Source organism: Cellulophaga sp. L1A9 (genome assembly GCF_009797025.1).
In the GTDB taxonomy this organism is placed as follows: domain Bacteria; phylum Bacteroidota; class Bacteroidia; order Flavobacteriales; family Flavobacteriaceae; genus Cellulophaga.
The window spans coordinates 3,984,606-3,997,040 of record NZ_CP047027.1; the positions used below are offsets into that span (position 1 = coordinate 3,984,606).

The 12,435-nt window shown below is 33.1% G+C and carries 10 protein-coding genes; 8 read left to right on the forward strand and 2 right to left on the reverse strand.

Annotated features, from left to right (window positions below):
• The first annotated feature begins 31 nt into the window (after positions 1 to 31).
• From GQR94_RS17535 to GQR94_RS17545, 3 genes are all read left to right on the forward strand, one after another.
• On the forward strand, positions 32 to 796 hold the full coding sequence (locus GQR94_RS17535; RefSeq protein ID WP_158977590.1) for a LytTR family DNA-binding domain-containing protein: 765 nt from the start codon (positions 32 to 34) through the stop codon (positions 794 to 796).
• A 439-nt stretch (positions 797 to 1,235) separates the two neighbouring features.
• The gene (locus GQR94_RS17540; RefSeq protein ID WP_158977593.1) at positions 1,236 to 3,218 is read left to right on the forward strand and encodes a sensor histidine kinase; all 1,983 of its coding nucleotides are present in this window, start codon (positions 1,236 to 1,238) and stop codon (positions 3,216 to 3,218) included.
• A gap of 27 nt (positions 3,219 to 3,245) precedes the next feature.
• A complete protein-coding gene (locus GQR94_RS17545) occupies positions 3,246 to 3,926 on the forward strand; it encodes a metal-dependent hydrolase (protein WP_158977596.1) in 681 nt (226 codons plus the stop codon).
• 2 nt (positions 3,927 to 3,928) lie between these two features.
• Here GQR94_RS17545 and GQR94_RS17550 read toward each other — a convergent pair whose 3' ends face one another.
• Positions 3,929 to 4,723 (reverse strand): SDR family oxidoreductase, encoded by a 795-nt coding sequence (locus GQR94_RS17550; protein WP_158977599.1) that lies wholly within the window; start codon positions 4,721 to 4,723, stop codon positions 3,929 to 3,931.
• Positions 4,724 to 4,771: 48 nt separating this feature from the next.
• Here GQR94_RS17550 and GQR94_RS17555 point away from each other — a divergent pair, with 48 nt between their 5' ends.
• From GQR94_RS17555 to GQR94_RS17565, 3 genes are read left to right on the forward strand one after another with little or no spacing between them, the layout of a single operon-like run.
• Positions 4,772 to 5,824 (forward strand): o-succinylbenzoate synthase, encoded by a 1,053-nt coding sequence (locus tag GQR94_RS17555; RefSeq protein WP_158977602.1) that lies wholly within the window; start codon positions 4,772 to 4,774, stop codon positions 5,822 to 5,824.
• Positions 5,815 to 6,774 (forward strand): CPBP family intramembrane glutamic endopeptidase, encoded by a 960-nt coding sequence (locus tag GQR94_RS17560; protein ID WP_158977605.1) that lies wholly within the window; start codon positions 5,815 to 5,817, stop codon positions 6,772 to 6,774. The genes GQR94_RS17555 and GQR94_RS17560 overlap by 10 nt, the downstream gene beginning before the upstream one ends.
• On the forward strand, positions 6,758 to 7,831 hold the full coding sequence (locus GQR94_RS17565) for an AMP-binding protein (RefSeq protein WP_158977608.1): 1,074 nt from the start codon (positions 6,758 to 6,760) through the stop codon (positions 7,829 to 7,831). Before GQR94_RS17560 ends, GQR94_RS17565 begins: the two co-directional genes overlap by 17 nt.
• Positions 7,832 to 7,833: 2 nt before the next feature.
• Here GQR94_RS17565 and GQR94_RS17570 read toward each other — a convergent pair whose 3' ends face one another.
• Entirely contained in the window at positions 7,834 to 8,439 is a 606-nt protein-coding gene (locus GQR94_RS17570; RefSeq protein ID WP_158977611.1) for a zinc-ribbon domain-containing protein, read from the reverse strand.
• 325 nt (positions 8,440 to 8,764) lie between these two features.
• Between GQR94_RS17570 and GQR94_RS17575 the strand changes: the two genes are divergently transcribed.
• Positions 8,765 to 10,876 (forward strand): VWA domain-containing protein, encoded by a 2,112-nt coding sequence (locus GQR94_RS17575; RefSeq protein ID WP_158977615.1) that lies wholly within the window; start codon positions 8,765 to 8,767, stop codon positions 10,874 to 10,876.
• 87 nt (positions 10,877 to 10,963) lie between these two features.
• Positions 10,964 to 12,310, forward strand: coding sequence for a M24 family metallopeptidase (locus GQR94_RS17580; protein WP_158977618.1), 1,347 nt, complete (start codon positions 10,964 to 10,966; stop codon positions 12,308 to 12,310).
• Positions 12,311 to 12,435: the final 125 nt, after the last annotated feature.

The following is a 12,435-nucleotide window of genomic DNA, read 5'->3' on the forward strand; positions in this document are numbered from 1 at the left end:
CTTACATAACTTTAATAAACTAAAACCAAATTTGGAGCAGCCCATTAAAATTCTTATAGTAGAAGATAACGTGATCATTGCTGATGATATGCAATCAATGTTAGAGGAGATTGGTTATGAGATTGTTGATAATGTTATCGTTTATGAACAAGCGATAGAAGTACTAAAAACAAAGCAAGTAGATCTTGTTTTGATTGATATTATTCTTGCTTCTGATAAAACAGGAATAGATTTAGGAAAACACATTAGAGAAAAATATAATATTCCTTTCATCTTCGTAACATCAAACTCAGATAGAGCAACTGTAGAAAATGCAAAAACCGTAAAACCAAACGGGTATCTTGTAAAGCCTTTTGAGCAGCAAGATTTGTATACGTCTATAGAAATTGCATTATCAAGTTTTAATTATAATGAGAAAGCATCAGAAAATAATAATGCACCTACAGAAGAGGTTCCTGATGATAAACTAGTATCGAACAGCGTTCTTAAAGATTCTATTTTTGTTAAAAAGCAACATCTTTATTATAGAATTCAGTTTGGTGATATACAGTTTATAAAAGCGGACAACGTATACCTTGAAGTAAATACAGTAGATAAGAAGTTCTTAGTGCGTTCTCCTCTAAAAGATTACTTAGAGAAGTTACCGTCAAACAAGTTTTATAGAGCTCATAAATCCTATATTGTTAATGTAGATCATATTGAAGCCATTAACTCTAAAGATATTTTAATCAATAATAATTTAATACCGATCTCTAAAGAGTTTAAGGAGTTTATTATTTCGGCGATGAATTCTTAGTAGTAAGAATTTATTAAATGATTATTTAAAGCTGATTAATATATTAATCAGCTTTTTTTTGTTTAAAAAAGAACGATGAAATACAAGTGAAAAACAAAAAAGGATTGTTTACCACATAAATTTAAGGGTACACAACAAAATGAATGCCACTTTGAAGGATAGCTATACCTTTGGGACATGATTAAATAAAAGATCCCAAATCTTATCATTTTCATAATCAAATATTAAGACCGAACAATCAGTTGTTCGGTCTTTTTAATTTATGGCTAATCTATTTCCAGTTTAAGGGAATAAGGACTAATTTTGATTTTTTGTTAATTAAATTCATTTTATACACAACATAAAGCTTTAAATTGACAACATAATAACTGTAATTATCAGTAATTACAGTATGTTTGAAAGACACATCATACCATAAACTAATAATATTAAGACGCGCATGCACTTTAACCATATAAAACTGCTTTGTAAGAAGACACTCTTACAGTTTTTATTTCTTTTTCTATGTGCCGCTGTCTTCGGCCAAGAAAATAGAAATGATGATGTAAATTCATACAAAGCCTTTCAGAATGCTAGTAATGCATCGGAGCGCTATACTGTTTTTTTTAACTCTCACAATAGATACAATCAAACGTCTCCTTTTGATTGGAAAAAAACACTAGAAGAATATCTGACGGAAGCCGAAGACTCAAAAGACTCCATTGAGATCTTTCAGTACAAAGCCATGCAAAGTCAAGTATTTTTTGATTTAGGAGAATATTCTAAAAGTGTAGAATTGGCAAACAATCTCTATCAGACCAATGAAAATATGTCTGTCCCCGAGAAAAAAATATTATTAGAACTTCTAGATAAAAGCTACGAGAAACTTAAGCTTTATATAAAACAATCAGAAGTACGTAAAGAAAGAAAGGAATTAGGGATTTCAGAAAATATTATTTTTTATGATATCTATTCTAATTTAGGATTGCCTAATAAGGCAATGACAGACTATATTCAGGAAGTAAGTAAAACTATTGATCCAAAAGATTATTATGCAAATGCTGTTTATAATAATAATGTAGGCCATTATTTATGGCTAGACAAATCTCCACCAACTGCAATCACTAAGTTTAAAAGTGCAGAATCCTTCGTTAACCTTTACCTCAATGACGTCATGCTTGCTAAAACAGAGGACGATGTAATTAAAGGTAATCTGTTGAAAGGTATTATCGCGGGGAATATAGGTAAGTGTTATGCAGATTTGAAAAATTTTAAGGATGCTATTTTTTATCTCAATAAAAGTATCGATGCTATTAATGAGTTTAAAATGGGATCTTATTCTTCTAGTCTTATAGAGAATACCTTATACCTAGCAGATTGCGAACTTCAAACAAATGAACTTAAGAGTGCTAAAAAATTATTAGATAAAGATTTTAAATATGTAGAATCAGAACATCAAGTAAAAAGGAATAGGTTGTTGGCGGCGTATTATGATAAAGTGGCCGATTTTTCAACAGCATCATTCTATTACAAAAAGAATATTAGACTGTTAGATTCTGTAGCCTCCAATGAAAGAATAATTACCGGACAACAATTAGAAGCCTTAGTACAATCAGATTTAGAAAATTCTAAAGCCATGTACCGAGAGTCTAAAGAAAGTTTAGAGCTAAAGAGTAAAGAATTAGATGCGTTAGATAACAAAATAAGCTACATCTATATTTCTTTAATATTTACACTTTTAGGTTTTGCAGGCTTAGTCTATGCTTATTTACGAAGTATTAAAGTACAGCGAATTATTGTGCAGCAAAAACATATTATAGAAGCTTCACTGGTAGAAAAAGATTCGTTGTTAAAGGAAATTCATCACCGGGTTAAAAATAACCTTCAGATGGTTTCAAGTTTATTGAGTTTACAAACTAAAAACACAAAGAGTAAAGCAGCGATTGAAGCCTTAGAAGAAGGAAAAAGTAGGGTGAAAGCGATGGCATTAATTCACCAGAAATTATATCAAAATGATGATCTTTCTGTAATTGAAATGCAAGGATATATTGAAAGCTTGGTAAATAGTATACAATCTGTTTACAAAAAAGGCGGACATAAAATAAATATAAATATTGATGCTGAAGGAATTGAACTAGATATTGATAGAGCAATTCCATTTGGGTTGATATTAAATGAATTGGTGTCTAACTCTTTTAAATATGGTTTTCCTGAAGATGATGGAAACGGAAAAATCTATATTCATTTGAGAAAAACAACAGAAGAAGGTGGTGGTTATTTTGAATATTCTGACAACGGAGTAGGCATGCCATCAGATATGGAAGAACGTGCAGGAGAATCTATGGGAATTAGATTAATGAATCGTTTGGTGAATCAGCTTCAGTCAACATTAAATATTGATAAAGTTGAAGAGGGAGTTAAATTTTGGTTTAATTTTAAATAAATCAAATTAAAAAAATAGCTTAAAAATATGAAAATTACATTTCTGGGCCATGCGTCATTATTGATAAAGACAACCACGTCAACTATTTTAATAGATCCATTTATTTCAGGAAATGAGTTGGCAACAGGGAAAATTGATCTTAATGATTTAAAGCCTGATTATATTTTACTGACACATGCACATCAAGATCATGTTTTAGATGTAGAGGTGATTGCAAAGAATTCTGGCGCCACTATAGTTAGTAATTATGAAATTGCTACGTATTATGAAAACAAAGGCTTTACAACGCATCCTATGAATCATGGAGGAAGCTGGAATTTCGACTTCGGAAAATTAAAATATGTAAATGCTATTCATACCTCTTCTTTTGCTGATGGTACGTATGGCGGACAACCAGGAGGTTTTATTCTTTCTGCCGATGAAAAGCATATCTATATTGCAGGAGATACTGCTTTGCACATGGATATGAAGCTTATACCCTATACTTATGAACTGGACTTGGCCATTCTACCTATTGGAGATAATTTTACAATGGGTATTGAAGATGCTATTTTCGCTTCTGATTTTGTAGAATGTGATACCGTTTTAGGATATCATTATGATACCTTCGGATTTATTAAAATAGATCATGAAGCAGCAAAAAAACAATTTTTGGCAGCAGATAAAAAATTACTTCTTTTAGAAATAGGGAAATCTATTCTAATTTAAGATTAGCGTACCTCACTTTTAAGAACAATCTTATGGAGAAGTTTTGGGAAAAATCGTTTTACGTAAATTCCCAAAATTTCTTTTTTACCGATATAGCTTTCAAATTTTTCTTTTTCAATAGCTTTCTTCATTCGAGCAGCAAAAACTGAAACGGGTAAACCATTTTTGGTGGCTTTATCTTCAGTATTATTTCTTGAGCCGTCACCAATAAGTGCGTTTTTAGCAACGTCTGTTTGTATAAAGCCAGGGCAGATAAGGGTCACCTTTATTCCGTCTTTTTCATGCTCCATACGTAAGGCATCAAAAAAGCCATGTAACGCATGTTTAACACCGCAATATCCTGAACGATAAGGAGAGGAAAATTTACCCATTAAGCTGCTAACGGTTGCAAACTGTCCTTTTTGTTGTTGTATAAATAAGGGCAATATAGCTTTAGATAGTGCTACAGTACCCAAATAATTAATATCCATTAGTTGTTTGTAAACATCAAGATCTGTTTCTATGATTAAGGAACGCTGGCTCACCCCTGCATTGTTTATAAGAATGTCAATAGCACCAAAAGCATGCCAAGCTTCCTCAGTTTTAAGCTCAAATTCTTCGGTTTTAAGGAGATCAAGAGGTAATACATAGATGTTTTCAGGATGAATACACTTTTGTTGTACGGCTTTTAATCCTTCAGTATTTCTAGCGGAAATAATTACTTTTGCGCCAGAATTTGCATAGGCATAGGTTAGTGCTTCTCCAATTCCTGATGATGCTCCAGTAATCCAAACAATTTTTTCTTGACCCAATCCCATTTCCCTTCTATTTAGACCTAAAATATAGTTAAATTTGAACTCTAAATTATGGAAGCAACCTACAAAAAATATATTTTAGATTTTAAGCGCCCTAGTGGCACTTCTCGAGGCGTACTGAAACAGAAAGAAACCTGGTTTATCATACTCAAGTCTGATGAAAAATTTGGGATAGGCGAATGTGGAATTCTACGTAGTTTAAGTATTGATGATGTTCCCGAGTATGAAGAAACGCTAAAATGGACCTGTGAGAATATTCATTTAGGAAAAGAAGCACTATGGAATGCATTGATGGCCTTTCCTAGTATTCAATTTGGCGTAGAGCAAGCTTTTCTATCGCTCATTTCTTCAAATGAATTTGAGTTGTTCCCTTCTGATTTTATAACTGGAGGAGCGCCAATAGCAATCAATGGGTTAATTTGGATGGGCGATGAAGCATTTATGCACGAACAAATTCAGCAAAAAATAGAAGATGGTTTCAGGTGTATTAAAATGAAAATTGGTGCTATTGATTTTGAAACGGAATTAAAATTATTAGCGTCTATTCGCAAAAAATATACTCCTGAAGAAATAGAATTGAGAGTAGATGCTAACGGAGCGTTTAAACCAGAGGAAGCATTAGCTAAATTAGAACGCTTAGCTACATTTAATCTGCATTCTATAGAACAGCCTATTCAACAAGGTAATGTTCAAGAAATGGAACTTTTATGTAAGAAAACACCATTGCCTATTGCGTTAGATGAAGAATTAATCGGGGTTTTTAAGGTCACAAAAAAACAAGAACTGCTTCAAAGGATACAGCCACAGTATATTATTTTGAAACCAAGTTTGGTTGGAGGCTTTAAAGGGTGTGAGGAGTGGATTTCTATCGCCGAAAAAAACGGAATTAAATGGTGGGTCACCAGTGCTTTAGAGAGTAATGTGGGGTTAAATGCTATAGCGCAATGGACATTTACGTTGAATAATAGTTTGCCACAAGGTTTAGGAACCGGTGGTTTATACACGAATAATTTTGAAAGTCCATTAGCGGTTGAAAATGGCAAATTATATTATAAGAAGAACAAAAGTTGGAATGCTAATTTGATAAGTGATTTATGTATATAGAGCAAGCATACAAGGGATTAATAGATTCTTGGAGGTATATTTTAGGGTTTGTGATTGTTATAATAGGCTGGCAGGTTTTAGGACTGATACCGCTTCTAATAGGATTGGGTGCTCATGCAGCAAATGGTGGTGGGGTAACCTCAACTTTTCCTGAAATGGCAAAAGCTTTAGGGAATAACTTGTTTGTTTTTCTGATGCTTATTTCATTTGCTATCGGATTGCTAGTCTTATTTTTTGTTGTGCGCTTTTTGCATCAACAATCAATTACCGCCTTCACAACTTCTAGAGCAAAAGTAGATTGGAGACGTATATTTTTCGCATTTACGTTTTGGGCTCTTATTACCATCTTAATGACCGGAGTAGATATATATATGTCTCCAGAGAATTATGTTTTAAATTTCGATTTTAATAAGTTTATAGTACTCGCAATAATTGCTATTTGTTTAGTACCCTTGCAAACAAGTTTTGAAGAATACTTGTTTAGAGGGTATCTTATGCAAAGTCTAGGGATTCTTACCAAGAATAGATGGATTCCCTTGATGCTTACATCTACTGTTTTTGGTTTGATGCATATGTTTAATCCAGAAGTAGCACAATTAGGGTATGGTATAATGGTGTATTACATCGGTACAGGGTTCTTTTTAGGTATTTTAGCACTGATGGATGAAGGCTTAGAACTTTCTTTAGGTTTCCATGCGGCAAATAATTTAGTAACGGCCTTATTGGTCACTGCTGATTGGACGGCTTTTCATACAGATTCTATTTATAGAGATGTATCTGAACCAGAATTAGGTTGGGATGTTTTTATTCCTGTGGTTGTAATTTATCCTATTCTTTTATTTATTTTTTCTAAAGTGTATAAATGGACCAATTGGAAAGAAAAGTTAACAGGGAAAGTACTTACGGAAGAAGCATTTTTAGCACACGAAAACAATGAATCTCAATTATAAATATATTCATCCTGATTTTAAGTTAAACGGAATTTCATTTTCATTTGAGGAGCTGAAAGAAGTAGGCTATTGTCTTATTAAAGAAGGACTTTCATATGAAGAGCCGATAGGAAATTTTCTTTTAGACTGGAGCAACGATGAAGATGATCTTGAGGTTTCAACATCTGGGTCTACAGGAATCCCTAAAAAAATACGGTTACAGAAGCAGTATATGGTGAATTCTGCCATTGCTACAGGATCCTTTTTTAACCTACACGGAAGGAACACTGCTTTGCTTTGTTTGCCCGCAGATTATATTGCTGGAAAAATGATGTTGGTCCGGGCCATGATTTTAGGTTTGTCGCTGGACTATGTAACTCCAAATTCTAATCCTTTAGAGGGTATTTTTAAAATTTATGATTTTAGTGCGATGATTCCATTGCAACTAGAAAATTCGCTTAACAAACTAAACCAAATAAAAATATTGATTGTTGGCGGAGCAAAAATGTCCGACACCCTAAAAGTTGCCGTTCAAGACAAACAATCTATCGTGTATGAAACCTATGGAATGACAGAAACGATTACTCATATTGCATTAAAAGCGGTGAATTACATTGAAAACAGTACGCATGATAATTTTAAGGCGTTACCGGAAGTTGTTTTTAAAGTTGATGAACGGGGTTGCTTGGTAATTAATGCTTCTAATATTTCGGATCAAGAAATAGTAACCAATGATTTGGTACAGCTTATTTCTCCTACTGAATTTGAGTGGTTGGGCCGTTATGATTCTATTATTAATTCTGGAGGCGTTAAGTTAATTCCAGAAAAGATAGAGTCTAAGCTTTCGAAAGTGATTGATGTCAATTTTTTTGTAGCGGGATTACCAGATGAAAAATTAGGTCAAAAATTAATACTATTAGTGGAAGGTGAGGTTGATAAAGGAATCCTTTTGAAAAAATTACAAAGTCTTGCTGGCTTAGATAAATTTGAGATTCCTAAAGAGATTCATAGTGTAGCGTCTTTTGTTAAGACAGCTAACGGTAAAATTCAACGTAAAAAAACGCTAAATCTCCTATAGGACTATCTCTTAATATCATAAAAAACTTTTTCATCAAAAAGATTTCGAATTTCATCTTTTCCCATAGAATATGAGGGTTCTGTATAATTGACTAATTTATTAATTTCATTTACATCACTTTTTTTATTCGTTTCATAATCATTTTGTATTACAAAGACTGAATCTGCTGTAATAGAAGTTATTTTTAGTGTAGTAAAATATCCAGATTCAGAATTTTTATATTTAATAACATCACCTACGGCAGGATCATTTATATAGTCCTGTAAATCACCCGAGTGTTTTAGGTTAGTGAAAATTATCAAACCAATTATAGCAAGTATTATTCCCAATCCAGACCAATACCAAATTGGTGTTTTAGTATTTTTACTTACCTCTTTAGAAGCGTTTTTAAGCTTTTCATTCATGCCATTTTGCTCTAAAGTAACCTTGCAATTTGTGCATTCAGAAAACGATTTTCTTCCCATAGGAAAAACAGGTATCCAATAGAGATATGCATATTTCCCATAAACTGATAGGTTATGAACTGTATTCTCATTGCAATTATCACATTTTATACCGCTTTTTCGTTCGCTGTGTAGATGTGTTCCTTTAGTTCCGTAAAAAATCATAGATTATATTTTATCTAAATATATACAAAAAAAATAAATAATGAAGGTTAAGATCTTTGCTTAGCCTATAGATCATATATTTTAATGTCTGCGTTTTGATTAATTTTTATCAGAAAATGGTACGCTTATCTAGGGTAATTTAGAAGTAAAAATTTGAAGAAAATTAATCAGTTTATATTGGCTTTAAGGTAATTTTATAGCTAGAAAATTAAATTATTCTTACCATAAAACATCATTTACTCACTCAAAAGTGCACTTCCCTAATTCCTTATTTTAATTTGCTTTTTAGTCTTGTAGGTTTATATCATTCTAAAAAACGATAAAGATGAAAAAGACGCTACTACTATTTTTTATTGCAATCTTAAGCAATACAATCAATGCACAAGTAAAAACCATACATGGAACAGTGACGGATAATACAGGTCCATTGCCAGGCGTAAATGTTTCAATCAAAAACGCTAGTACTGGAACTCAAACAGATTTTGATGGCAAGTATACTATAAGTGCATCAGAGGGAGATACGCTTGTGTTTACGTATATTGGCTATGAAACAAAAGAGTTTACCGTTGCAGATTCTTTGCTGATAAACATGACACTTGAAGTAGCTTCAAATCAACTAGAGGAAGTTGTGATTGTTGGGTATGGAACTCAAAAAAAACGACGTGTTACCAGTGCAGCTACACGCGTAAGCTCGCAAAGTATACAACGTGGGAGGAAACCTAAAAGCTATAAAAATAATAGCGCTCAACCCGTATATGATCATGTTGCAGAATTGCAAATGTCGAGCATTTCATATAGTCCGATAGCAATACACAGTCAAGGAAACAGTACTGTTTCAGAAAATAATCAACCGCTCTATGTTGTAGATGGGGTTCTTATACAGGCTAAAAATAATAATATCGTTGCAAATTTAGATCCTAATAGTATTGATGAAATTAATGTTTATAAGGGGGAAAAAGCAAGCGCTTTATATGGTGCTTCTGCTAAAAATGGGTGTATAGTGATTACTACTAAAAGTGGAAACTATAGAATTACGGAAGATGAAAAATATGCTCAAATAACAGAGAATCCATTTAAGAGATTGACTTTAAATCCACTTTCCACATTTTCTATAGATGTAGATAAAGCAGGCTATAGTAATATTCGTAGACTCATTAATGCAGGAAGTCAAATTCCTGTTGATGCAGTGAAGATCGAAGAAATGATTAATTATTTTAATTATGAGTATCCACAACCTGTGGGAGAGCATCCTTTTTCTATCAATCTGGAAGCTGCTAAAACGCCTTGGAATGATGCTACTAAATTAGTGCGTATCGGTATTCAAGGTAAAAAATACTTAAATGAAAATTTACCTGCATCTAATCTTACGTTTCTTATTGATGTTTCGGGATCTATGAGCAATCAAAATAAATTACCACTTTTAAAGTCGGCTTTCAAACTATTGGTAAATCAACTGCGAGAAAAAGATAGCGTTTCAATAGTTGTTTATGCCGGAGCAGCCGGTGTTGTTTTGGAGCCAACTCGTGGTGATGAAAAAGTAAAAATAATAGAGGCATTAGACAATTTAAGTGCAGGTGGTTCTACAGCAGGAGGTCAGGGTATAGAATTGGCTTATGCCTTAGCTGAGAAGAACTTTAAACCGAATAAAAATAATAGAGTTATTATGGCAACTGATGGCGATTTTAACGTGGGGGCTTCATCTGATAAGGATATGGAAACTCTGATCGAAGAAAAACGTAAATCGGGAATTTTCTTATCGGTCTTAGGATTTGGCATGGGAAATTATAAAGACTCTAAATTGGAAAAATTAGCAGATAAAGGAAATGGAAATCATGCCTATATAGATACGATGCAAGAGGCGCAAAAAGTATTTGGAGAAGAGTTTGGTGGCACATTATATACCATTGCTAAGGATGTAAAAATTCAAGTAGAATTTAATCCTGCAAAAGTGCAAGCCTATAGATTGATTGGATACGAAAATAGATTGTTAGCCGATGAAGATTTTATAGATGACAAAAAAGATGCAGGAGAATTGGGTAGTGGTCATGCCGTAACGGCACTTTATGAAATAATTCCTATTGGTGTACAAAGTGATTTTATAAAAGAAATTCCAGACTTAAAATATACCCAAGCACATTTAATAAACGAGGATTCGGACGATCTTTTTACGGTGAAATTTAGATATAAAAAACCCAATGAAGATAAAAGTATAGAAATGGTAGAAGTCTATAAAAATCAATTTACAGAAATGTCTGCAGATTTTAAATTTTCTGCTGCAGTAGCACTTTTTGGAATGCATTTAAGAAATTCTCCGTATTTAAATGACTCTAAGATGAAGGATGTGTTGGGATTAGCAACTTCTGGAAAGGGAATAGATAAGAAAGGATATCGATCAGAATTTATTCGATTGGTAAAAACTGTAGATAGTAGTCTTTAAAAAAGTGCCGAAAGGCACTTTTTTCTTCTTTAATAATTTGTATTTTCAGGGTTGAATTTTTAATTACATATTGATAAGCTCCAACCTATGAAAAAATTAACCGTAACCTTAGCGCTATTTTATTCCTTAATTAGTTTTGCACAGCAGATTTTGCCAGAGAATGAAAGAGCCCGAGTAATCGATGAAATTCTAGAAGAACGTTTTGATGTACTGTTACCTACTTTGATGGATGCAGCAGCTATTGATATGTGGATCGTGATGTCTCGGGAATATAATGAAGACCCAGTGATCAAAACCATGTTGCCTGCCACGTGGTTAAATGCCCGAAGAAGAACACTACTTTTATTTTATAGGAATAAAGTAACGAATACTATAGAGAAATTGGCGGTGGCACGCTATGATGTTGGTAAAAGCATTGGTTCTGCTTGGGATAAAGAAAAGCAACCAGATCAATGGAAGAGACTTATGGAATTAATTCAAGAACGGAATCCAAATAAGATTGGACTAAATTTTTCTAAAGATCATAATATTGCAGATGGCTTAGACAAGACCGATTATGACGAGTTCATGAGTTATCTGCCTAAAAAAATGCACGCTAAGGTAGTGTCAGCAGAACAATTGGCAGTGCGGTGGATAGAAACCCGTACACCTCGTGAAATGGTAATCTACAATCAATTGGTAGACATTACGCATGATATAATAGCAGAAGCTTTTTCAGAAAAAATAATTACACCAGGTGTTACTACAACCACAGAAGTGGAGTGGTGGATGCGCCAAAAAGTGACCGATTTAGGATTGGAAACATGGTTTCATCCTACAGTAGATGTGCAACGCAGTAGCGAGAAATTAGTAGGTCATTTATATTCATTTTCAGGAAGACCTGATGATTTAACTATTCTTCCAGGAGATCTTTTGCATTGCGATTTTGGAATTACGTATCTAAGGTTAAATACCGATTGTCAGGAGTTAGCCTATGTCCTAAAACCAGAAGAGAAAGCAGCTCCTAAATTTTTAGTAGAAGGATTAAAAGAAGGTAATAAAGTTCAAGACTATTTGACTAAAAATATGATCCAGGGAAGAACAGGGAACGAAATTTTAGCAAAAGCATTAAAAGAAGCAAAAGCAGCCGGATTAAAACCATCAATCTATACACACCCATTAGGAACTTACGGACATTCAGCGGGGACTACTATCGGAATGTGGGATTCGCAAGGTGGTGTCATGAAAGATGATGGAGAGAATTACCCTTTAAATAAAAATACCGTTTACGCTATAGAATTAAATACAACGATTACTATTCCAGAATGGAACAGAGACATTCGTATTATGCTCGAAGAAGCAGGTTTCTATGGCGAAAACGGATTTAGATATGTAAATGGGCGACAAATGGAATTACTATTAATTCCACGCATTAAGAATCATCAAGGTAATTAACACTTTGATTACTAATGTTATAAGAGATTAAGCCAATTTTTAAATTTGATATAAATTTAAACTATTTGTATTTTTAAAAGAAATGCAACTCATGAAAATACATATCTTCAGCATATTATTACTAT

Excerpts from the sequence above, each read along its gene's own strand:
- GQR94_RS17570 (WP_158977611.1), bottom strand. The coding sequence starts at position 8,439 with ATGATTTTTTACGGAACTAAAGGAACACATCTACACAGCGAACGAAAA.
- GQR94_RS17575 (WP_158977615.1), top strand. The coding sequence starts at position 8,765 with ATGAAAAAGACGCTACTACTATTTTTTATTGCAATCTTAAGCAATACA.
- GQR94_RS17560 (WP_158977605.1), top strand. The coding sequence starts at position 5,815 with ATGTATATAGAGCAAGCATACAAGGGATTAATAGATTCTTGGAGGTAT.
- GQR94_RS17550 (WP_158977599.1), bottom strand. The coding sequence starts at position 4,723 with ATGGGATTGGGTCAAGAAAAAATTGTTTGGATTACTGGAGCATCATCA.
- GQR94_RS17555 (WP_158977602.1), top strand. The coding sequence starts at position 4,772 with ATGGAAGCAACCTACAAAAAATATATTTTAGATTTTAAGCGCCCTAGT.
- GQR94_RS17580 (WP_158977618.1), top strand. The coding sequence starts at position 10,964 with ATGAAAAAATTAACCGTAACCTTAGCGCTATTTTATTCCTTAATTAGT.
- GQR94_RS17565 (WP_158977608.1), top strand. The coding sequence starts at position 6,758 with ATGAATCTCAATTATAAATATATTCATCCTGATTTTAAGTTAAACGGA.
- GQR94_RS17545 (WP_158977596.1), top strand. The coding sequence starts at position 3,246 with ATGAAAATTACATTTCTGGGCCATGCGTCATTATTGATAAAGACAACC.
- GQR94_RS17540 (WP_158977593.1), top strand. The coding sequence starts at position 1,236 with ATGCACTTTAACCATATAAAACTGCTTTGTAAGAAGACACTCTTACAG.